At 69.7% G+C, this 21,481-nt stretch carries 21 protein-coding genes; 8 read left to right on the plus strand and 13 right to left on the minus strand.

The annotated features are described in order from the left end of the window. Nucleotides 1-216: AMP-dependent synthetase (locus VME70_13385; protein HTW21192.1), on the plus strand; the 216-nt coding region annotated here is incomplete at its 5' end. Between the two features lie 6 nt (nt 217-222). Here VME70_13385 and VME70_13390 read toward each other — a convergent pair. Next, complete coding sequence (locus VME70_13390) at nt 223-531, minus strand: DUF2007 domain-containing protein (GenBank protein HTW21193.1); 309 nt, start codon at nt 529-531, stop codon at nt 223-225. Further along, nucleotides 528-1,196, minus strand: a complete 669-nt coding sequence (locus tag VME70_13395; GenBank protein HTW21194.1) for a hypothetical protein — start codon at nt 1,194-1,196, stop codon at nt 528-530. The genes VME70_13390 and VME70_13395 overlap by 4 nt, the downstream gene beginning before the upstream one ends. Before the next feature lie 65 nt (nt 1,197-1,261). On the opposite strand from VME70_13395, the gene VME70_13400 reads away from it, so the two are divergent. The 3 genes from VME70_13400 to VME70_13410 are packed head-to-tail and all read left to right on the plus strand — an operon-like array spanning nt 1,262 to nt 5,971. Then, nucleotides 1,262-2,569, plus strand: coding sequence for a pitrilysin family protein (locus tag VME70_13400; protein ID HTW21195.1), 1,308 nt, complete (start codon nt 1,262-1,264; stop codon nt 2,567-2,569). Further along, complete coding sequence (locus VME70_13405) at nt 2,566-3,921, plus strand: pitrilysin family protein (protein ID HTW21196.1); 1,356 nt, start codon at nt 2,566-2,568, stop codon at nt 3,919-3,921. The genes VME70_13400 and VME70_13405 overlap by 4 nt, the downstream gene beginning before the upstream one ends. 4 nt (nt 3,922-3,925) lie before the next feature. Beyond that, nucleotides 3,926-5,971, plus strand: a complete 2,046-nt coding sequence (locus tag VME70_13410) for a hypothetical protein (protein HTW21197.1) — start codon at nt 3,926-3,928, stop codon at nt 5,969-5,971. Here VME70_13410 and VME70_13415 read toward each other — a convergent pair. The 4 genes from VME70_13415 to VME70_13430 are packed head-to-tail and all read right to left on the minus strand — an operon-like array spanning nt 5,885 to nt 9,940. Beyond that, complete coding sequence (locus tag VME70_13415; GenBank protein HTW21198.1) at nt 5,885-6,640, minus strand: glutamine amidotransferase; 756 nt, start codon at nt 6,638-6,640, stop codon at nt 5,885-5,887. The two genes, VME70_13410 and VME70_13415, sit on opposite strands and share 87 nt — an antisense overlap. Next, nucleotides 6,633-7,859, minus strand: coding sequence for a MurT ligase domain-containing protein (locus VME70_13420; GenBank protein ID HTW21199.1), 1,227 nt, complete (start codon nt 7,857-7,859; stop codon nt 6,633-6,635). Before VME70_13420 ends, VME70_13415 begins: the two co-directional genes overlap by 8 nt. Then, nucleotides 7,856-8,053: a hypothetical protein gene (locus VME70_13425; protein HTW21200.1), complete on the minus strand. Its 198-nt coding sequence runs from the start codon at nt 8,051-8,053 to the stop codon at nt 7,856-7,858. Before VME70_13425 ends, VME70_13420 begins: the two co-directional genes overlap by 4 nt. A gap of 51 nt (nt 8,054-8,104) precedes the next feature. Then, nucleotides 8,105-9,940, minus strand: coding sequence for a glycoside hydrolase family 15 protein (locus VME70_13430; protein HTW21201.1), 1,836 nt, complete (start codon nt 9,938-9,940; stop codon nt 8,105-8,107). An 80-nt stretch (nt 9,941-10,020) separates the two neighbouring features. Between VME70_13430 and VME70_13435 the strand changes: the two genes are divergently transcribed. After that, on the plus strand, nt 10,021-10,359 hold the full coding sequence (locus tag VME70_13435) for a hypothetical protein (GenBank protein HTW21202.1): 339 nt from the start codon (nt 10,021-10,023) through the stop codon (nt 10,357-10,359). Here the strand turns inward: VME70_13435 and VME70_13440 are convergent. From VME70_13440 to VME70_13465, 6 genes are all read right to left on the minus strand, one after another. Next, nucleotides 10,349-12,019, minus strand: a complete 1,671-nt coding sequence (locus VME70_13440; protein ID HTW21203.1) for a hypothetical protein — start codon at nt 12,017-12,019, stop codon at nt 10,349-10,351. The two genes, VME70_13435 and VME70_13440, sit on opposite strands and share 11 nt — an antisense overlap. 47 nt (nt 12,020-12,066) lie before the next feature. Next, nucleotides 12,067-13,215, minus strand: coding sequence for a glycosyl hydrolase (locus tag VME70_13445; GenBank protein ID HTW21204.1), 1,149 nt, complete (start codon nt 13,213-13,215; stop codon nt 12,067-12,069). Continuing rightward, on the minus strand, nt 13,212-14,774 hold the full coding sequence (locus tag VME70_13450) for a glycosyltransferase family 39 protein (GenBank protein ID HTW21205.1): 1,563 nt from the start codon (nt 14,772-14,774) through the stop codon (nt 13,212-13,214). Before VME70_13450 ends, VME70_13445 begins: the two co-directional genes overlap by 4 nt. A 25-nt stretch (nt 14,775-14,799) precedes the next feature. After that, nucleotides 14,800-16,353: a glycosyltransferase gene (locus VME70_13455; GenBank protein HTW21206.1), complete on the minus strand. Its 1,554-nt coding sequence runs from the start codon at nt 16,351-16,353 to the stop codon at nt 14,800-14,802. A gap of 105 nt (nt 16,354-16,458) precedes the next feature. After that, a complete protein-coding gene (locus tag VME70_13460) occupies nt 16,459-17,502 on the minus strand; it encodes a patatin-like phospholipase family protein (protein ID HTW21207.1) in 1,044 nt (347 codons plus the stop codon). A gap of 75 nt (nt 17,503-17,577) precedes the next feature. Beyond that, nucleotides 17,578-17,790, minus strand: coding sequence for a hypothetical protein (locus VME70_13465; GenBank protein HTW21208.1), 213 nt, complete (start codon nt 17,788-17,790; stop codon nt 17,578-17,580). A gap of 173 nt (nt 17,791-17,963) precedes the next feature. Here VME70_13465 and VME70_13470 point away from each other — a divergent pair, with 173 nt between their 5' ends. The 3 genes from VME70_13470 to upp are packed head-to-tail and all read left to right on the plus strand — an operon-like array spanning nt 17,964 to nt 20,497. After that, the gene (locus tag VME70_13470) at nt 17,964-19,385 is read left to right on the plus strand and encodes a cytosine permease (GenBank protein HTW21209.1); all 1,422 of its coding nucleotides are present in this window, start codon (nt 17,964-17,966) and stop codon (nt 19,383-19,385) included. A 1-nt stretch (nt 19,386) separates the two neighbouring features. Further along, a complete protein-coding gene (locus VME70_13475) occupies nt 19,387-19,851 on the plus strand; it encodes a nucleoside deaminase (protein HTW21210.1) in 465 nt (154 codons plus the stop codon). Between the two features lie 4 nt (nt 19,852-19,855). Then, nucleotides 19,856-20,497, plus strand: coding sequence for a uracil phosphoribosyltransferase (upp, locus tag VME70_13480; GenBank protein ID HTW21211.1), 642 nt, complete (start codon nt 19,856-19,858; stop codon nt 20,495-20,497). 8 nt (nt 20,498-20,505) lie between these two features. On the opposite strand, the gene VME70_13485 is transcribed toward upp, so the two are convergent. After that, a partial coding sequence (locus VME70_13485) for an aminomethyltransferase family protein (protein HTW21212.1) occupies nt 20,506-21,481 on the minus strand: 976 nt, incomplete at its 5' end.

A 21,481-nucleotide genomic window follows, 5' to 3' on the forward strand; every position in this document is an offset into this window, starting at 1 on the left:
TGGGGGGAGACGATCAAGGCGATCGTCGTGCGAACCGCTGACTCGACGACGACCGAGGCGGAGCTGATCGCCTACTGCAAGAGCAAGATCGCCGGCTACAAGGCGCCGACGTCGATCGACTTCGTCGAGGTCATCCCGCGAACGGCGACCGGCAAGGTGCAGAAGTTCCGGCTTCGCGACCCGTACTGGGCCGGCCGCGACCGCCAGATCAACTAGACCCGGCTACTTCCGCTCCTCGAGCGCCCGCCGCGCCTCGGCGTGCTGGCGGTGCGGTACGAGCACCCGGACGCCCGAGCTGGTCTGCAGGGCGGGTTCGACCCCGCCCGCGTCGTCGGACGAGCTCACCGCGTGGATGCCCTGGCTGCGCAGGTAGCCGACCATCAGCTCGGCTTCGACGGTCGAGCCGGCAAAGCCCACCGCAACCGGACCCGGTGCGGAGCGGACCATCTTGCGCAGCCGATGCCAGAAGCCCGTGTCGGAGTCGAACTCCTCGACGTGCCCGGCATACCGCCGTCGCGCGTGGTTGCTCATCGCGCATCGATGTGCGCGAGCGCTGACCTCGAAGGGCAAAGAACGATGGGAACGTCGGCGCCGTCCGGACCTCCCACCGTGGCGCTTTGGAGACGGAGCGTCCACACATGGCGCACATGGAGTGCGGTCCACCGGAGCGCCACACCGGAGACCAACGGCGCGCCTCCGTTCACGCAGTCGAACTTCCGTACCGACACCTGAAGGAAGATCGTTTCGTTGGGTTGCAGGGTCATCGGGAAGCTGTGCGACTCGCTCACCAACCCGAGGGCCGCTCCGTTGCCGGGGTTGTGCTCGGACTCGTCGGACCATCTGACCCCGGTGACGCCGTACGACCCCTGAGGGCTCAGGCCCAGGATCCTGACCGCAAACCGTCCGACGTTGCCGATGGTGTAGCTCACAACACCGGTGGTGCCGGTAGGCCCGACGAGGATGTAGTTCGTGTCCTCGATCCCATCCGAGATCGCGGCCACTGTCGACGTGGCCGGACCGAACCCGCCACCCACCGCACCGGAGAGCGGTTGGTAGGTGCGCGCGTACACGACAGCTGCAATCCCAGCGCCGAACAGCGCCAGGACGAGCATGCACATCGCGATGCGCGGCCAGGTTCGGCGCCTGCGAGGCGGGACCGCGGCGACGGCGGCGTCGCTGTTCAGCTCAGTGGTCACCGGGAGCCTCCGATCGCCGCGCCAGCGTCCCACTTTCGCCATGGGTGCGCCAATATGCTGGCCGGGTGGCTCCGAGCGTCGACTACCCGCACACCGAACACCGGCTCGGCAACGGGCTGCGCGTCATCGTCAACGAGGACCATCTTGCCCCCGTGGTGGCGGTCAACATCTGGTACGACGTCGGCTCCCGGCACGAGCAGCCCGGCCGCACCGGCTTTGCGCACCTGTTCGAACACCTCATGTTCCAGGGGTCAGCGAACGTCAAGCGAGGAGAGCACTTCTCGATCGTCAACGCGGCCGGCGGCACTCTGAACGGGACCACGTGGTGCGACCGCACGAACTACTACGAGACGCTGCCGGCGCACCACCTGGCGACCGCGCTGTGGCTCGAAGCGGACCGGATGGGCGGTCTGCTGCACTCCCTCGACCAGCCCAACCTCGACAACCAGCGCGACGTGGTGAAGAACGAGAAGCGCCAGACGCGGGACAACCAGCCGTACGGGTCGTGGCTCGAGCACCTGCACGAGCTGTGTTATCCGACCGACCACCCGTACCACCACACGACGATCGGGTCGATGGCGGATCTCGACGCGGCGTCTCTGGAGGACGCGCGGTCGTTCTACGAGACGTGGTACGCCCCCGACAACGCGGTGCTCACGATCGTGGGTGATGTCGAGACATCCGAGGCGATCCTGCTCGCCGAGCGCTACTTCGGCGGCATCCCCGCGAAGGGCGGCTTTCCGACGCCGCCGCCGACCGCGATCGCGCCACGCCTCGGTGGCGAGCTACGCCGTACCGTTCCCGACCGGGTGCCGGTTCCGCGCGTGTTCGTCGCCTACCGCACCGCGCCGTTCGGGACCGCGGAGTTCGACGCGGTGCAGGTGGCATCGACGGTGCTCGGTGGCGGGCGGGGAAGCCGGTTGTACAAGGCGCTCGTGCTCGACCGGCAGCTGCTGCAGCCGTCGGACTCGGCGATCGTGGACAGCTGGCCGTTCATCGGCGGAGCGACCTTGACCATTGCCGACCTACCGGCCCGCGAGGGAGTAGAGATCGGTGCGCTCGAGGCGGCCTACCACCAGGAGGTTGCGCGGCTCGCCGACGAGGTCAGCGACGAGGAGGTCGAGCGGGCCAAGGCGCTGATCACGAGCCAGTGGCTGCACCACCTGGCGAGCGCCGACGGCCGGGCGGACACCTTCAGCCAGTACGCGACCCTGCTCGGCGACCCGGGGCTGATCAACAACGCGCTGCCGGCCTGGCTGGCCGTGACCGCCCGCGACGTGCGCAGGGTGACCGCCGAGGTCATGAGCCCGGACAACCGGGCGGTCGTGACCTTCGTGCCCGATCTCGCGGACGAGCAAGAGGCGGCAGCGTGACGTTGATCAGCTCACGGCCCTCGGTCGGAAGCCCAAGGCCGTGGAGCTTCCCGGCGTTCGAGCGGCATGAGATCGCGGGCGGACGGGTGATCACGTGTCACTTGCCCGGTCGCGCGCTAGGGGTGACGTCGCTGGTCATGGACGCAGGCGCGAGCTCCGAACGGACCGGCCACGAGGGAGTCGCCGAGCTGGTCGCACGCGCGTTGTCGGAGGGCACTCCCGATCTCGACGCGTATGAGTTCGCGGTTGCCGGCGAGCGGCTGGGTGCAAGCTGGCGGGCCGCTTCGGACTGGGACTCGCTGCGGTGCGGGTTCGAGGTCCCGGTCGGTGAGATCGCCGCGGCGACCGACTTGCTCGCCGCCGCCGTGCGCGACGCGGTCTTCGCGGACGGCACGCTCGACCGGATCCGCGACGAGCGCATCGACGAGGTAAGCATCGAGCTCAGCCAGCCTGCTGCGCGGGCCGGCGAGGCGCTCGCCGGAGAGGTGTTCGCCGACGCCAGCCGCTACCACCTCTCGGACGGTGGCGACATCGCCTCCCTCGAGTCGATCTCGAACGACGACATCCGCGGCTTCAGGGCCGCCCGGCTCGGCCCGTCAACGGCAACCCTGATCCTGGTCGGCGACCTCGAGGCGGTCGACGTCGAGGCGCTCGGGCATCGTGTCTTCGCCGGCTGGCCGGACGCCGACCCGGCGCCTGCGGCTCCCGACGTCTCGCCCAGGCAAACCGGCCGGCGGGTCGTTGTGGTCGACCGCCCTGGCTCGGTGCAGTCGATGCTGCTGCTCGGGCACGACGGCCCGCCGCGCAAGATCGACGACTACGTGGCGATGACCACGATGTCGCTCGTGCTCGGCGGGATGTTCTCCTCCCGGCTCAACATGAAGATCCGCGAGGAGAAGGGTTACGCGTACGGCGCGCACTGCGGTTTCGACACCCGCAAGCACGGTGGGCTGTTCGCCGCCCGCGCCGCCGTACAGAGCGACGTGACCATCCCGGCGATCGCCGACATGGTCGCGGAGATCGAACGCCTCCACGACGGTGGCGTCGAAGAGGAGGAGCTCGAACAAGCCCGCGCGTACCGGGCCGGGGTCTTCCCGATCAACTTCGCCGCGGTCAACGCGGTGGCAGGCGGCCTCGGTGATCTCGTGATCAACGACTTCCCCGACGACCACTTCGACCGGTTGCGCGCGAGGGTCCTCGACGTGCGGAAGGAAGAGCTGGACGCCAGCGCGGCCGGCCGGCTTCGACCCGCGGACCTGGTAACCGTCGTTGTCGGCGATGCCAACGGGTTCGCCGGCGAGCTGGATGCCGCCGGGCTCGGGCCGGTCGAGGTCGTTCCCGACGAGGCCTGAGCGCATGCCCCGGGCCGCTGCGCGGCTCCTGATCGGACCGATGCTTGCGGTTGCCGCGCTGGTGCCGTTCCTGGATGCACCTGCTGCGGCCGCACAGCCGGCGCCGCAACGGCAGGTGGTGGTCATCGCCGTACCCGACCTGCAGTGGCGAGACCTTGCGCACCTTCCGGTCCTGTCGCGGTACGCCGCTGGGTCCTCGGTCGGCGATCTCTCGGTCCGTGGCGAGCCGACCGCATCGCGCTGTGCGGACGGCAGCCTCACGTTCGCTGCCGGCAACCGTGCGGACGCCGGGGGAGCGACCAGCTGCACGCTGTCAGCGGCCAGCCGGGCCGCGTTGCTGGCCAAGCTTCGCAACGACCGGTACGGCGCGGACATCGCCGCGCTCGGCGATGCGCTGAAGTCGTCGCACGTGTCGACCGCAGCGGTTGGTCCTGGCGCCGCACTGCTGCTGGCCGACTCCGCCGGACGCGTCGGGCTGGTCACGACCGACCTGGCAACGGCAATCGGGCGGGCCGAGGTCGTGGCCGTGCTCGATCCCGAGCTGTACACGTCGGACCCAGCCGGCCGGGTTGCGGCAGATGCCCGCCTCGATGCCGCCCTGGCCGGCCAGCTCGCGACCGTGCCGCCGACCGCGACGGTGCTCGTGGCGGGCACGAGCGACGGGCCGGTCGGCGGCCCGAACCTGCACGTGCTCATCGTGCATGGGCCGGGCTGGCGGCACGTGGAGCTCGGCTCGGGCAGCACTCGCTCGCGGTTCGTCCAGCTGATCGACCTCGCGCCGACCGTCCTCTCCAGGCTCGGGCTGTCGATACCGACGACGATGATCGGGCGGCCGGTCCACGACACCTCGCACGCCGTCCCATCCGCGGCCGCCTTCGTCGACGCCAACCGCCACGACCTGGCGGCGCGCCGGCTCGACAACCCGCTGCGGATCGCGCTCGGCGTTGCCGGGATGGTCGTGCTCGCCCTGCTCGTGCTGGCGTGGTGGCGACGCGCCCGCCCGTGGTCAGAGGCGGCCATCTGGCTGAGCCGGCTCGCGGTCGGGATCCCGATCGCCAGCTGGCTGCTTCAGGTCGGTCCGTGGTGGCGGCCGGGGCTCGCTTGGTATCCGCTGTTGCTCGGCATCGTGCTGCTCGCATTCGCCGCGCTGATCGCCGCCGCCGCCCGCTGGTCGGCCGTCGCGGCGGTCGCGGTCGTGCCCGCGGTCACCGCCGTGGTTCTCGCGGTCGACGAGCTCGTCGGCTCCCCGCTTCAGGCGTCGAGCCCGCTGGGCAACCTCGCTACGGTCGCCGGACGCTTCCACGGGATGGGCAACGTCGCATTCGCCGCTCTCGGCGCGGCTGCCCTGCTCTGCGCCGGGCTCGCCGGTGCGGCGCTCGCTGAGCGCGGCCGGGTCCGTGCCGGGCTTCTCGCTGCCCTGGCGATCGGCCTCGTCACGTGTGCCGCCGACGCCGCTCCGCGCTGGGGAGACGACTTCGGCGGCCTGCTGTCGCTGCCGATCTGTTTCGCTCTGCTCCTCGCCCTGCTGTCCGGCATCCGGTTCACGGCAAAGCGGGTGGCGATCACCGTCGTGGTCGCGGTCGTGCTCGCCGTACTCGTCGCCGCTGCGGACTACTCCAGGCCCGCGGCCGATCGCACCCAGATCGGCATTTTCGCCGGCGAGGTCTTGCACGGCGGCGCCGGCCGAACGATCCACCGCAAGCTGTACTCCAACCTGCACTCCTTCGGCGACGTTGCCGTAACCGGGTCGGTAGCCGTCCTCCTGATCGTCGCGATCGTCTTTCGCGCCCAGTGCGGTGCGGTCCTGCGGCGGGTGCCCGGCCTGCGCGCCGCTGCCATCGCGATCACCCTGCTCGCGGTGGTCGGGACGGCCACGAACGACTCGGGCATCGTGATCGCGCAGTTCGCCGCACTCACCGGCCTGCTGGCGATCGTCGGTGGCGGCGTCGCCGACCCTTGCTGGTCAGCGGCTCCTGGCGGCCGGCCGCCACTGGCGCCGCCAGCGCGCAAGCTTGGCGCGACGGAGCGCGGCGAGGCGTTCCCGGCGTAGCTCGTGCTCCTCGACGTCGTCGAGTGCGGGCAGCGGGCCGCAGACCGCCATCAGCAGGTGGTCGGCGAGCGCGGGGTTGCGGGCCAGCGCCGGGCCGTGCAGGTAGGTCGCGACCACGCTGCCCTGGATCGCCCCGTCGATGTCCCCGTCACCGTTCCCCACGCCGGACCGCACGGCGGCGAACGGCCGGGCCGCGGCGCCGAGGACGGTCCGGCCGCCGTGGTTCTCGTAGCCCGTAACCGTGCCGATGCCGTCGTCGCCCGCCTGGCCGAGCAGCTCACCGACGGCGCGGGCGCCGGGCAGCCGGTCGGTGCGGCAGTCGATCAGGCCGAGGCCGGCGTACACCTCTCCGGTGCCGTCGAGAAACGTCTCACCGAGGATCTGGAAGCCGGCGCAGACCGCGAACACCGGCTTGGCCGCCGCCACAGCCCGGGACAGTACGCCGTTACCGAGCCGGCTCACCGCCAGGGTTTGTGCACTGTCCTCGCCGCCGCCGAGCACGTAGAGGTCGAGCTCCTCGGGGACATGGTCGTCGATCTCGACCCGGACCGTCTCGGCGTCGATCCCTCGCCACCGCAGCCGCCGCTCGAGCACGAGGGCGTTGCCGCCGTCCCCGTAGGTCCCGAGCAGCGACGGGTACAGGAGGCCGATGCGTACCGGGTCAGCCATCGTGGGCCAGCCGGCGATAGGTCTGGAAGGCGGTGTAGTTGGCGAGCACCTCGACCGGACCCACCCGCCCGGCAGAACGGACGGCGGCCTCGGGGTCCTCGACCCGCGTGTGCTCGACGCCCGCATAGCGCAGCCGGACCGCGACGTCACGGGACCGTTCGCCGGTCGCGACCGCGACCCGGCCTGCCAGCTGCTCGAACGGCACATCCCAGAGCCACGACGGGTCACGGCCGTCCGCAGCCCGCGCGTTGACCGCGACGACCACGCCGACCTCGGTGTCGGGGAGCATCGTCAGCGCCTCGGACCAGCCCGCCGGGTTCTTCGCGAGCAGCAGCCGGCTCGGCACGCCGGCGTACGTCGTTGTGAGGTAGCGGCCCTCGACCTCGGCGATCGCGCTCATGGCAGCGAGTGCGGCGGCCGGACCGACGCCCCACAGTCCGGCGGCGGCCGCCGCCATCGCGGCGTTGCCGACGTTGACCGCCCCGGGCAGGGACAGGTGCACCCGGTGGCGGGCGCCGCTCGTGTCGATGACCTCGTCCCCGTCGACGACCCAGTCCGGTGCGGGCCTGGACAGCCCGCAGTCGCTGCTCCAGCCCGTGTGGTCGCGGCGGACCACGCCGCCGCAGGCCGGACACGCGGCGGCGTCGCTGTGCCAGCGTTCGCCGGCGGCCACCCAGATCGTGTGCTCGGCCGGCGAGGCGGCCCAGACCACGAGCGGGTCGTCACAGTTCGCGACGACGGTCGGCGCCTGCGGCGACTCGAGCGCGGCCCGCCAGATGCCGGCCAGCCGCCGCACCTCGGCGTACCGATCGAGCTGGTCGCGGCTGAGGTTGAGCAGCACGAGCGCCCGCGGGTGGACGGCCGCGGCCACTCTCGGCAGGAACGGCTCGTCCACCTCCAGGACGCCGTCCGCGGCGATCCGGTCGGCCGAGAGCGCGGCCGTGATCCCGGTCGGCAGGTTGGCGCCGCCGCTGTTGCTCACCACCGGCCCGCGCGTGCGCAATGCCGCGACCAGGAACGTGCGGGTGGTGGTCTTGCCGTTGGTCCCGCTGACCAGGGCGAAGGACCGGCCGGCGGCGGCCCGGGCGAGGGCATCGGGATCGAGCAGCAAGGTGATCCGGCCGCCGACCGTCGTACCCGCCCCCCGCCCGGTCAGCCGGGACAGGCCGGCGGCGAGGGAGCCCGCAGAGCGCGCGAGCGTGTAACGGGGGGACGTCACCCCTTGACGTGCAGCCGCGCGATGTAGACCACGGTGGCGTAGCAGGCTCCGGTCAGCGCGGCCACGATCGGCCAGACGGTCCGGATCACGCGCGGCGGGGCGGTCGACAGCTTCGAAGCGATGAACGTCCCGACGATCAGCACGAACACGCTGAGCCCGGCCATCACGAAGACGAACTTGGTCTCGGTGCTCACGTCGCTCTCCGGTGCTGTCAGTGGGTCCGCTGCAAGCCTATCGAGGCGAGCCTATCCAGTGCCGTACGACGCGTGGTGATGCGGATGCCGCCGCGAGACGCGTCCGACCTTGGCGCCGGTCGTCGAAAGTGCGCGTGCCGTGTTGACGAGCGGGACGTGGCTGAACGCCTGCGGCGTGTTGCCGAGCTGGCGCTTGTGGACCGGGTCCCACTCCTCGGACAGCAGCCCGACGTCGTTGCGCAGGTCCAGGACGCGCTCGAACAGCTCGCGTGCCTCGCGGTCCCGGCCGATCAGATGCAGGTCGTCGGCGAGCCAGAGCGTGCAGGCCAGGAACGCGCCCTCGGTGCCGCGCAGGCCGTCGCCAGCCGCGCTGGTGTCGTAGCGGAGCACGAAGCCGTCGTGGGTGAGCTCGCGCGCGATCGTGTCGACGGTGCCGATGACGCGTGGGTCGTCGGGGGGCAGGAAGCCGACCTGGGGGATCAGCAGGGTCGCCGCGTCGAGCGACTTCGAGCCGTAGGACTGCGTGAACGTCCCGCGGTCGGCGTCGTACCCCTCGCGGCAGACCTCTTCGTGGATGCTGTCGCGGATCCCGCGCCACTTCTCGACCAGGCCGCTGAGACCGAACTTCTCGACGGCGAGCACCGCCCGGTCGAAACCCACCCAGGCCATGACCTTGCTGTGCACGAAGTGCCGCGGGTCGCCGCGCATCTCCCACAATGACTGGTCCGGCTGCGCCCATTCGCTCTCGAGCTGGTCGAGCACCGCGCGCTGCAACGACCACGAGTTGTCGTGCGCGCTCAGGCCTGCGGTGCGGTCCAGGTGCAGAGCGTCGAGCAGCTCGCCGTAGACGTCGAGCTGGAACTGCCCCGAGGCCTCGTTACCGACCCGTACCGGCGTCGACCCCTCGTAGCCGGTCAGCCAGGGCAGCTCGAACTCGGTCAGCCGCCGCTCGCCCTGGATGCCGTACATGATCTGCATCTTCTTGGGATCGCCGGCGACCGCCCGGAGCAGCCACTCGCGCCAGGCCTTCGCCTCGTCGGTGCAGCCGGCATAAAGGAGCGCTTGGAGCGTCATCGTCGCGTCGCGCAGCCAGCAGTACCGGTAGTCCCAGTTGCGCTCGCCGCCGATGGCCTCCGGCAGCGAGGTGGTCGCGGCCGCGACCACGCCCCCGGTCGGGGCATAGGTGAGGGCCTTCAGTACGGCGAGCGAGCGGATCACGGCGTCGCGCCACTCGCCGTCGTAGTGGCAGTGCGCGACCCACTCGATCCAGGCGGTCTCGGTGTCGCGCAGAGCCTCCTCGGCATCGACCGGCTTGGGCGTGGGCAGGTGCGAGGCCTGCCAGGTCAGGACGAATGGGACCCGGTCCCCGCCCGAGATCGTGAACGGTCCGGAATGCGCCAGGTCCTTGGCGTGCAGCGTGATCGGCGTGCGCACGCAGACCGAGTCCGGGCCGGCGATCATTCGCAGGTGCCCGTCCATGCGGCGTACCCACGGCACGATCGAGCCGTAGTCGAAGCGCACCCGGATGGTGGCTTCCATCTCCACCGTGCCCGAGACGCCCTCGACGATCCGGATCACGTCCGGGGCCTCGCCCCGTGGCGGCATGAAGTCGATCAGCCTGACCACGCCACCGGCGGTTTCCCACTCGGTCTCGAGGATCATCGTCTCGCCGCGGTAGCGACGGCGGGTGCACTCCGGGCCGCCGACCGGGGCGATCTGCCACGTGCTGTGGTCAGGATCGCCGAGCAGCGCAGCGAAGCAGGCGCCGGAGTCGAAGTGCGGGAAGGACAGCCAGTCGATCGCGCCGCGGCGGCTGACCAGGGCGGCGGTGTGCAGGTCGCCGAGGATTGCGTAGCTCTCGATCGGCTCGTGGTTGTTCGTCGTCACAGGCCTGACAGTAACCTCGTGCTGGGGTCAGAAGCTCACGACTCGGCCGATCCGGCGGTCGTGGCGGGTAGGAGATCGCGATGAGGCTGCGGCGCGCGGCGGTGGTGGCGCTCGGCGCTGTCCTCGTGCCGCTGCTCGCCGGGTGCAACACCTCGTCGCTGGACAAGCAGGAGCTGGTCGTCTACTTCAACCAGGGAGCGCCCGCCTCGGACCATGTGCATGCGCTTCAGGCGTGCGCCCACGCAGCGCCCAACGCCAACCCCGAGCCGCTCACGAAGAGCACGCTGGTCTCCGACCAGGTCGGCGACGTCCGATGGCGGATCGATCACGCCAACGACAAGGACCTGGCGCTGCTGACCGAGTGCCTCAACAAGCAGCCCGGGGTGGCCGGCGTCGACATCCCCGACCTCACCGACTGATCCCGACCGAGCTCAGCGTCTGCGGGTGGTCAGAGACGGCCTCGAGGCGTAACCGGGCTCTCGCGGGGGGTTCGAAGCCGCGATCCGGGTTGCGCAGCTGGTAGGTCGCGCTCTGGCCAGGCCGCAGCTCAGCCGGGCCCTGCTGGACGGTCCAGAACTCGCCGAGCGCAGCGTCACCGAGCAGCAGGAAGCTCGGCCGCACGATGTGCGTGGACCGGTTGTGAACGAGAACACCGATGGTCTGTAGCGGCCCGGCGGCGCCGGTGCGCGCCGATACGACGCTCGCCCGCGAGACCACGGTCATCTGCAGCGGGCTCGGCGTCGCCAGTGCCGTCGCCAGGCAGGCCACGACTGCCGAGATCGAGGCGCCGAGCAGCCCCATTTTCCAACGCCGATCGAGTCGGGCAAGGAACGAGAGCGGGCGCGCACCCGAGAAGTCGGTCTCCGTAGCGGTGACGACCGCGAGCACCCACAGCGGGGCGAACACCACGTAGTAGGTATCCTCCGAACGGATCGCCAGCCAGAAGACCACGATCGGCAGCACCACCGATGCGGCCGCCAGTCGAGCCGGAACGGCGGCGACCGCGACGAGCAGGGCCAGGTAGGCGAGTGCCGCGGCATAGGTGAAGAAGTCGAGCGCGCCGCTGCCGGGCAACAGGTTGCCGCTGATCATCGCGATGCCGGGCCCGTAGATCAGGGCGTGTTCGGTGAGAACTCCGGTGAGGCCATGCCACCAGTCGCTGAAGCCGGCGATCGCGAACGGCGCATTGACGACCGCGAACACGGCGACCGCGATCGCGACGTACCGAAGGACCGCGAGGGCGGCGGGCCGGCTGGCGAGCCCGTCGCGGCGCACCCGCCAGAGCGCGACCGCCACGAACGGCAGCAGGAACCAGGACAGCTGGTAGGTCGCGAGCGCGAGGCCGAGGCACAGCGCCCGGACCACGCCGCCCGTGCCGAGCCGCCCGCCCCTGGCGATCTGGGGCCATCGCCACAGTGCGCCGGCGAGGAGCGGCACCGCGATGATGCCGGGAGCGCCGGACACCGCCCGCGCGGTCTCGAAGGCGATGCCGAACACGACGAGAACCGCCAACGGACGGAGCGGCACCGGGAAGGCCAGGAACAGCACCAGCGCGGTGGCGATCAACGCCAGGCCAGCGAGCACCGACGGGGTTCCCAGGTTGGTCGAGACGTGGTCGAGTCCGGCGCCGAGCACCGCACTGACCGGTGGGTAGACGAAGCGGTCGACGACCCTGCCGTTCATCAGCTGCGTGGGGACCTGCGCGACCGCGCCGGCCCAGTGGTAGCGGTACGGGTCGTGACCATGCCGGAGGACATCGATGGCGTGCCAGGTGAGAATGCCCTCGTCGCCGGGATAGCGGTACGACGTACTGGTGAAGCGCGGGAACTGAACGGCTTCGATGCAGATCGCGATCAGTAGCACGCTTTGGTCGACCCACACCAGCGTGCGGCGCCGGCGGGCGACCAGAGAGACCACCACCGCGGTCAGCAGGCCGGCGTACCCCAGGGAGACCACCAGGCCCAGACCCGCGGAGTCGGTCGTGGTGTGCAGCCAGACCGTACGCAGGCCGGCGAGGATCGATGCTGCTGCAAGCGCGGAAAGGATCCGGTGGGTGCGTCCTGCCGATGGTTCGACCACAGGACGTGCGGGATCGCTTGCCGGGTCGAGCCGGCCATCGGCAGGAGCTACTTCAGATACCACGCATCGCCGGGCTTGCCGGAGGCGTACACCTTCTGGTCGATGCCCTTCTTGAACGCCGGGAGACTGTTCGGATGCGCCGGGTCGTTGAACGGCCAGAAGCTGCGGTCAGTGCTCTTGTGCTGCTCGAAGTAGACCAAGCCGTTGAACCGCTTCGCCTTCGCGATCGAGTCCAGCAGGTTCTTGATCTGCCACGGCTTGCGGCTGCTGGATCCGACGCCGGTCTCGGCGAGCATCCATGGTTTGTGCGGAGCGACCGGGATGAGCTGCTGGATGGTCGACCCGAACAACGTCGAGAAGGTCCGCTGCGGAGTGTTGTAGTAGCCATCGATGCCGACCCAGTCGACCCAGGACGGCCCGGGGTAGAGCTGCTTGAACGTGACCAGCTTCGCGCCGTTCGCGCTCTGGATGTTCGGGCTCCACACCCACAGCACGTTGGTGGCGTGCGCGGCGGTGAAGATCTGGTGGACGTGCCGCCACATCCGGACGTAGAGCGCTGCCTTCTGCTTGATCGAGTCGGAGAGCGGCTTCTCGGTCGGGTTCGTGACGCCCCACGGGTACCAGTAGCCGTTCGGCTCCTGGTCGAAGCGCAGGGCCAGCGGGCAGCCGATCGAGGCGATCGCCTGCGCGGTCTTCTTGATGTAGGCGTCGAAGTCGCCGTCGATGATCCTGTTCATCGAGAACGCCTGCTGCGTGTACGCGACACCCTGCGTTGCGTTGGTATCGGTCGTATCCCAGGACTCCCAGGTGAGCATGGGCAGCATGCCCGCGGCACACGCGTTCTCCGCCGCGCCGGGGTCGAAGTTGGGCACACCCGCTTCGGCATGGGCCGCGGTGCCCCAGTCCATGTAGTACATGTCGAGGTTCGGGCGCTTGCCCACCTCGTTCTTGATGGTGTCGATCGGAGACGTCACCGACTGGGGTACGCCGGCCAGCGAGATGCCGAAGTACTTCTTCTTCGGGTGCAGCAGGCGGCTCTTGTTGATCTTGAAGTTCGGGTTGTCGGCAGGGATGTAGTGCACGTGCGCGGCGGCGATCGAACCCGGCGTCACGCTGGCGCAACCCGCGGCGCCCAGCACGCCGGTCGCGACGGCGGCCGTGATCACGGCACGGCGAACCGACAGCGTCGACATCATCGCGGCAGCTCCGCCCGCCAGAGGTACCAGTAGTGGTTTCCGCCTGCCGTTGAAAACGGCACTTTGGCTACCAAGGTGTAGCGGCTGCGGAGGATTGTCAACATTTGTCGGTCTAGCGCGATCGTCGCGCCATCGTCCCGGTACAGGAACAGCGCATATTTCCCGTTCGCGAGCTGGTCCTGCATCACCTGCGCACCGTGCGGGCCCTCGAACTGTACGTCGTACGTGGACTCCCACTGGCGGTAGCTGGTCAGGCCGGACAGGTAGTACGCCGGGATCATGCTGTCGTCGACCAGGTACTTCTGGGTGCCGGGGCGGACGTAGTGCGCGAGCACCAGCATGATGCGGTTCGAGTTCGGCCAGCCGTTCACCATCGCCTGTGAAGTGCCCACCCCCGAGCTCAGCAGCAGGACCGCGCACACGAGCGCGGTCGCCGCGCGCACTCCGAGGTAGCGGCCGCGGCGGAGCAGCGCCATCCCGGTGACGCCTACAAGGGGTGCGAGGAACAGCACGCCGAACGCCATGTTCTTGTGCAGGGAAGCCGACTCGGAGAACCGGATCTGGACGACAGGAGGGATCAACGAGGTCGCGAGCAGGACCACGCCGAGAACTGCCCGCCTCCGCCGAACCAGGAGCACGCCGATCGCGCCGGCGAGAGCCAGCGCGCCGATGTAGTGAGTGCAGTCGCGAAGCAGCGTGAGTCGGCCTTCGGGCAGCAAGGTGGTGCGATCCAGCGAGGTCGAGCGCATTCCCTGCCAGTCCGCAGGATCGAGCATCAGCGCGCCGATTCCGCAACAGACGACCAGAGAGCCGATTGCCAGCGCGACCCTGCGCATGGCCGACGCCGGATCCGTGCGCTTGGCGGCGGCCAGAAAGGCAATGATGATCACGCTCGGGACGAAGGCGAGCGCGAAGTACTTCTCTGCCGCGGCGAGTGTGAGGCAAGGACCGAGGGCGATCGCGTAGCGCCGGCCGTCCGATACGCGTACGGCGAGGTACAGAGCGACCGCTAGCAGCAGCAAGCTAGGTGCGTCGAAGCTCGCGAATCGTGACACGAACAGCGTCGCCGGGTTCAGCCCGAACACGGCGGCCGCGACCAACGCCGCGCCATGGCCGAACAGCCTGCGGGTGGCGAGGTAGACGAAGACCGAGGCGGTCAGCCCGATGACGGTGTTCGTCGCGTGCACCAGCATCACGCCGCCGAGGTGATCGAGCACAGCAGCCGGTATGGCGTACGCGGCGGGTACGCCGGAGAAGTAGGAGCCGAAGTCCGGCGCTCGGGTGCCGTGCAGGATGTGCGCGATGAGCTGGTGGCCCGCGGTCACGTAGAGCGCCTCGTCCTGCTCGAGGCTGTTGTTGAGCCGGAACGCGAACCATGCCTGAGTGACGAGAACCGGAGCCAGCCAGATGATCTGGCTGGTCATCGCCCGGGCCATCCACCGGTCGAACCGCGTCTCCCGCCGCGGTCGAGGAGTATGCCGATCGGCCAGCACCCCCGTCCGCGCCGGGCGGGGCAGTGGCACGGTCAGCGTCGGCGGAGGTGGGACGTCGATGCTCACGAGCGCACCTCTGCCGTGCCGCCGGTCATGCCGCGGTCCTCAGTCGCAGCTGCGGGCGGTGTTTGACCGCTTCGGCGATCAACGGAACCTGGACGTAGAGCGCGAACCCGGCCACGATCACCATCGGGTACAGCGACCTGATCGTCGCCGCTCCGGTGCTCAGGTCGCGCACGATGCCGGTCCACAGCAGCACCTGGACGGCCGCGAGCCAGCTCGCCATGAGCCAGCCGATGCGCATTCCGAGCGGGCTGCGCCCGACGGCTCCGGTCGCGACCCACTCCGAGGTGTCACCACGCCAGGTGTCCCAGATCGCGACCGCGTGCGAGAAGTACTGCGCGAGCTGGATGCGCAGCACGCTGAAGTCCCAGCGCCCGCGGTAGGTCCAGAAGATCAACGGGTAGGCGAAGACCAGCGGAAGCAGCAACAGGTAGTTGCGCGCGTGGATCGCGTCCGGGTGCTGCCAGAGCAGGAAGACCGGCGGGATGAACGCGGTGAAGGCGCTGAGCGCGGTCGACAGGTAGTAGCCGAACCCGCTCCAGAAGCACAGCCGCTGCCGCCAGGTCAGGCCCATCGTGCGAAAGCCCGAGTTGAGCATCAACGCCATCGAGCCCGCACACCAGCGGTACTGCTGCGAGACGAACGGCGGCAGCCCGTCCGGGCACAGCCCTTTCGCGAGGATGACCGGCACGTAGCGGACGGCGTACCCGGCGCGCATGAGCGCGACGCCGGTGTGGACGTCCTCCGAGTGCGCGATCTGCGCGAACCCGCCGGCGCGCACGAGGCCCTCGCGGCGGTAGAGCGCACAGGTTCCGACGCAGATCGGCGCGCCGATCGCGTCGCGCGACGGCTGCGTCCAGCGGTAGAACAGCTCTTGCACCGCCCCGGCGGACCGCTGCACCCAGCGGTCGTTGACGTGCGTGTCGAAGAACTGGGGGGACTGCACGATGCCGATCTCGGAGTCGTCGAGGTACGGCATCAGCTCGAGCAGGTACTCAGGACGGGGGGCGAAGTCCGCGTCCAGCACCGTGATGACTTCGCCGTCGGAGTTGGCGTAGCCGTAGGCCAGGTTGCCGGCCTTCTTCAGCCGCCCGCGGTCCGGCCGGCTCAGGTAGCGGAAGCCATAGCGGGTCGCGAGGTCGCGCACGATGCCGCGCCCGGAGTCGTCGAGCACGTACACCTCGACCAGGCCCGAATAGTCGAGAGCCGCGACGTGGCGGTAGGTGTTCTCGAGCACCTCGAGCGGCTCGCCCGCACTGGGAAGGAACACATCGACGGACGGGTAGTAGTCGGGTGCCCACAAAAGAACGCGCTCTTCGTGGTCGGTCTGGCTCAGCCGGCGTGGCCGGGTCGAGCAGTACACGCCGACCAGCGCGACGGTGGTCATGCCCAGGACGACCACGACCATGAGGCTCACGTGCGGGTCCTGGAACCCGAACCGGCTCAGGCTGATGATCAGACCGATGAAAGCGACGAACCGGGCGACGATGAACCATCGCCGCTGCGAGCCGAAGTACCAGTACTTCTGCTCGTCCGTGACATCGGTCGGCACCAGCTGAGGGCTGGCGGTGCGGCCGGGCACGCGTCTCCATTCCTCGCCGTGGCGGTCGCCACCGACCTGGTCGTGGGAATTGCCGATACGCGCCCTGACCTTACCAATCCGGACCGGCGGTTTAGGGCGGTTTGCTTAGCTGCGGGCGGGTGTTTGTGCGGGCGCCAACCGCCCGAGGTACGCCGTTGCCGCACCCACGCCGCTCGAGTAGAGCTGTTGCTGCTGCTCAGGGCTGAGGTGGAAGTCGGTCGCGGCCAGCCCGAAGCTGTCCACGAAGATCGTCCGGGCGGCCTTGTCCGGGGGGATGTAGAAGCGCCCGGCGTTGTCCAGCGCCGTGCGCACGCAGGCGATCGCCTCCTGCAGGGCGTCCTTCGGGTTGTGCTTCTCCACCGGTGTCGGAGCGCCGGCCGAGAGCTTCACGCCGATCGTCGGCCACCGGCTGGGCAGCCCGTCGCTGCGGTCGAAGACCTCCACCGGGAAGTTCGAGAGCAGGCCGCCGTCGACCCAGGTCACCGGGCCGGCGGCGTAGCTGTCGACGCCGTCGTTGTGTGCGGGGGCCTCGAAGCGCACCGGGTCGAAGAAGAACGGGATCGACATCGACGCGCGAACCGCGTCGACGATTCGGGTGGAGTCGACGGTCACGCCGTACTCCGGGTAGTCCCACGGGAGGCGGGCCAGCTTGTTCCGGGTGATGTCGGCGGTGTGCACGACGAGGGAGTAGCGGCAGGCCTCCGGCAACGAGCTGCCCGGGTCGTCCATCCGCAGGTCGGCGAAGGTCGTGACGCCGATCGAGGACAGGACGCCGCCGAGCCACTCGACCAGGTAGTCACCGTCGTAGACGCCCATGTGCAGGACGAGATGACCGGCCTGGCCGACCCGGCCGAGATGGCGCTCGGCCCAGTCCCCGCGCATGAACGCGGCGTAGTCGATCTGCTGCATGATCGTCTGCAGCTCGCTCATCGGGCGTCCGGCCCGTTGCAGCGCCGCGACCAGTGCCGCGCAGATCGCTCCCGCGCTCGTGCCCGCCACTCTCGGGAAGGTCCAACCGGCGTCGGACAGCGTGATGACCGCCCCGACCAGGCCGATTCCCTTGACGCCACCCCCTTCGAGAACGAGGTCGGCGCGCAGCGCCGATGGAGCGGAGTCGTGGTCGGGGGACGTGGGCGCGGGCACGGTCATGGTCGCCTCCGGCGTCGGCTGTTTCCTGACCGTAGCGCCGGGATCAAGCCCCGGGAATGCGCCGTTCGCGTGGGATCAGGCAGCGCCTTGCAACGTCACGTCGAGCAGGCCGAGCGCGTCGAGCAGCTCGCGCGCCTCCTCGACGGTCGAGGCACGATGGCACACTGCGAGCGCCGCGCGGCGGCGGACCTCCGGCGGGATCGGGGTCACGGTGAAGTCTGCAAGCAGCGACTCGCGCCGGGTCTCGGCCGGCTTCGCGCGGCGGTTGGTGCGTGTCGTCGTGGTCATGCCAGTACCTTCGCGCGCCGACCTGAGCCGGACCTGAAGAGTCGGTGTGACCTGCATCACGAGTCACACCCGTCACTACTTCGACTACCTCCGGCGCGCCGTCAGAGTTGGGTCTCGCGCAGGGGTGCAGCAGGCCCTACGATGCGCCTCACCGACTCCGAGGGGCAGCTCACATGACCACGTTGGACTCCGGCGAGACCGTCACCGCGACCACCGAGATCCGGGAAGGGGAGTACGGCGACAAGGTCGGTGTGGTCGAGCCCGGCGGCGCCGAGTTCATCCCGCTGAACGAGCGGCACGGCAAGCCGAGCCATCTGTTCTGGGTCTGGATGTCGCCGAACTTCGAGTTCGCCACGGTCTTCGTCGGAGTGATCTGCGTCCTGTTCTTCGGGCTCAGCGTGGCCCAGGCGCTCGGCGCGATCGTGCTCGGCACGGTCCTCGGGTCGGTGACCCAGGGAGCGCTGTCCGCCCGCGGCCCGCAGTACGGCGTCCCGCAGATGATCCTGTCCCGGATCTCCTTTGGGTACTGGGGCAACACCGTGCCGGCCGGCATCAATGCGATCATCGCCGGGATCGGCTGGTTCGCGGTCAACAGCGTGTCCGGTGCGCTCGCCCTCAACACCTTGCTGCACCTCAACAAGTACGCGTGCCTGGTGATCATCGCGGCCGCCCAGATCGCGATCGCGCTCTACGGGCACAACCTGGTGCACGTGTTCGAGCGGGTGGCGTTTCCGCTGCTCGCGGTCGCGTTCATTCTTGGCGCGATCTGGACCTTCTCGAAGGGCCACTACGGCGGGCACGGCACCGGCGGCTTCGGCGGGTTCACCCTCGCAGTCGGCGCGACCTTCGGCTACGCCTGCGGATGGAACCCCTACGCCGCCGACTACGCGCGCTACATGCCGCCCGACACCTCGAAGCCTGCGGTCGCCTGGTGGAGCGGCTTCGGAGTCGCGCTGTCCTGCATCTTCCTGGAGCTCGTCGGGGCGGTGTCGGCGACCATCGCAACGAAGTCCTCGCTCACGCCGACCGCGGCTTTCACCTCGCCGTACCCGACCGCCGTGCGCGACCTCGTCCTGCTCGCGATCGCGGTCGGCGCGGTTGCCGCGAACGTGCTCAACATCTACTCGGGAGCGATGTCGTTCACCACGCTCGGCATCAGGATCCCGGTGAAGTTCCGTCGGGCGCTGATCGCGGGCGTGTTCGGCGTGGCCGGCTTCATCGTCGCCGCGATCGGGCTGAACAACATCGACAAGTACGAGAACTTCCTGCTGATCATCGCCTACTGGATCGGCCCGTGGCTCGCAGTGTTCTTCGTCGACCAGCTGATCAACCGGGGCAATCACGCGGACCAGCTCTACAACCACCGGCACGAGAACCTCGCCGGTCCGATCGCGATGGTCGTCGGGATGGTGGTCTCGATCGGGCTGTTCGCCAACCAGCCGCCGCGGTTCACGGCGTACTTCCCGTCCCACCACCCGAAGATCGGCGACCTGACCTTCGAGGTCGGGTTCGTGCTGACGGCGGTGCTCTACTACATCCTGGTCTTGGCCGGACTCGGGAAGCGCAGCCGCAAGCCGATCGTGCTGCCGAACTGACGTGGCGGCGCTTTCCGACGACGATCGGCACTGGCTCGACGTCGCGATCGCCGAGGCGCGCACCGGCCTGGCAGAGGGTGGCATCCCGATCGGTGCCGCCGTCGTCGCGGACGGCCAGCTGCTCGCGGGCGGGCACAACCGCAGGGTGCAGCACGGCAGCGCGATCCACCACGGCGAAACGAACGCGCTGGAGAACGCCGGGCGGCAGCCGGCGAGCGTCTATCGCCGCGCGACGATGTACACCACGCTCTCGCCGTGCGACATGTGCACCGGCGCGATGCTGCTCTACGGCATCCCACGGGTGGTGGTCGGTGAGAACGTCACGTTCATGGGTGCCGAAGACCTGTTGCGCAGCCGGGGCGTCGAGGTGGTCGTCGCGGACGACGACGAGTGCAAGACCCTGATGCGCGAGTTCATCGCGGCCAGCCCGGAGCTGTGGAACGAGGACATCGGCGAGGAGTCATGACGCGATGCGGGTGACCGTTGTCGACCACCCGGTGGTCGCGGCCAAGCTGACCGCGCTGCGCGATGTGAACACCGACACCCCTACCTTCCGCCGGCTGGTCGACGACCTGGTCACGCTGCTGGCGTACGAAGCGACGACGAGCGTGTCGGTGGAGAAGGTCGACATCATCACGCCGGTCGCGCCGACGACAGGAGTGCGGTTGACCTCGCCGCCGCCGCTCGTCGTTCCCGTTCTGCGTGCTGGCGTCGGCATGCTGGACGGCCTGACCCGCCTGCTGCCGGACGCCGAGGTCGGCTTCGCCGGGCTGATGCGGGACGAGACGACTGCGCTGCCGTCCTGGTACGCCGAGCGACTGCCGGAGACCGCGGCCGGCCGGGCGGTTTTCGTGCTCGACCCGATGCTGGCGACCGGAGGCACGCTGGTCGCGGTCGTCGAGGCGCTGCTCGCGCGCGCTGCGGAGGCGGTGACCTGTGTGTGCCTGCTCGCCGCGCCCGAGGGGATCGCCAGGGTCGAGGCGGCCTTCCCGGACGACCGGGTGTCGCTCGTGGTCGCAGCGGTCGACGAACGGCTGAACGAAAAGGCCTACATCGTCCCCGGCCTCGGTGACGCCGGCGACCGCCTGTTCGGCAGCGCCAGCACCGAGTAGCCGTCGCCTCAGTCGGCGAGGATGCGTAGGCGTTTCGGGTCGTAGAGCGGCGGGATCTGCAGGCGGGCCGGTAGTGAGCCGGACGGCGTGTGCAGGGTGAAGCCGCCTTCGGCCAGCCAGTCGCCGGTCACCCCACCGTCGTGGTGGACCTGGGCCAGCCCGACCGGGCCGCCGAGGGTGTGGCCGAACGCGGCCGCCCGCACGTAGCCGACCCACTTGCCGTTGTGCAGCAACGGCTCGTTGCCGAACAGGTCGACATCGGCGTCGTCGACGATCAGGCTGACGACGCGGTCCTGCGGCGGACCGGCTTGTTTCGCCGCGAGCAGTGCGTCGCGGCCGATGAAGCCGTCCGGCTTGTCCCAGGCCACGGTGAACCCGAGGCCGGCCCCGATCGGGTTGTCGGTGTTGTCGATGTCGACGCCCATGTCCCGGTAGCCCTTTTCCAACCGCAGGCTGTTCATCGCGGCGAGGCCCACTGGCCGGAAGCCGAGATCGGCCCCGGCTTCGCAGAGGTCGTCGTATACGCCGGTCGCGAACTCGGTCGGGATGTGCAGCTCCCACCCCAGCTCGCCGACGTACGTGACCCGCGCGGCCAGGACCGGCGCGTAGCCGACGTGGATCTGCTGGGCGGTCAGGTAGGGAAAGGCGCCGTTCGAGAGGTCGGCGTCGGTCAGGCGCGAGATCAGCTCGCGCGACGACGGACCCTGGATCGACAGCAACGTCACGCCGGACGTGACGTCCGTGACGACGGCGATCTCATCCGATCGGGTGGCGCGCCGGATCATCGGTTCGACCCGGCGGTGGATCACGTCGCTCGCGATCACCATGTACTTCTGGTCGCCGAGCTTGGTGACAGTGAGGTCGGCCATGATGCCGCCGGTGTGATCCAGCCACTGCGTGTAGACCAGGCGGCCAACCTCGCGGTCGACGTCGCTCGTCGAGAGCCGGTTGAGCACGGCACCGGCGTCCGGTCCCTGCACCATC

The sequence above is a fragment of the Mycobacteriales bacterium genome, from assembly GCA_035504215.1.
In the GTDB taxonomy this organism is placed as follows: Bacteria; Actinomycetota; Actinomycetes; order JAFAQI01; family JAFAQI01; genus DATAUK01.

What these genes read in the sequence shown, in the direction of transcription:
- VME70_13390 (HTW21193.1), bottom strand. Translation starts at nt 531, where the DNA reads ATGAGCAACCACGCGCGACGGCGGTATGCCGGGCACGTCGAGGAGTTC.
- VME70_13410 (HTW21197.1), top strand. Translation starts at nt 3,926, where the DNA reads ATGCCCCGGGCCGCTGCGCGGCTCCTGATCGGACCGATGCTTGCGGTT.
- VME70_13415 (HTW21198.1), bottom strand. Translation starts at nt 6,640, where the DNA reads ATGGCTGACCCGGTACGCATCGGCCTCCTGTACCCGTCGCTGCTCGGG.
- VME70_13435 (HTW21202.1), top strand. Translation starts at nt 10,021, where the DNA reads ATGAGGCTGCGGCGCGCGGCGGTGGTGGCGCTCGGCGCTGTCCTCGTG.
- VME70_13445 (HTW21204.1), bottom strand. Translation starts at nt 13,215, where the DNA reads ATGATGTCGACGCTGTCGGTTCGCCGTGCCGTGATCACGGCCGCCGTC.
- VME70_13460 (HTW21207.1), bottom strand. Translation starts at nt 17,502, where the DNA reads ATGACCGTGCCCGCGCCCACGTCCCCCGACCACGACTCCGCTCCATCG.
- VME70_13465 (HTW21208.1), bottom strand. Translation starts at nt 17,790, where the DNA reads ATGACCACGACGACACGCACCAACCGCCGCGCGAAGCCGGCCGAGACC.
- VME70_13470 (HTW21209.1), top strand. Translation starts at nt 17,964, where the DNA reads ATGACCACGTTGGACTCCGGCGAGACCGTCACCGCGACCACCGAGATC.
- upp (HTW21211.1), top strand. Translation starts at nt 19,856, where the DNA reads ATGCGGGTGACCGTTGTCGACCACCCGGTGGTCGCGGCCAAGCTGACC.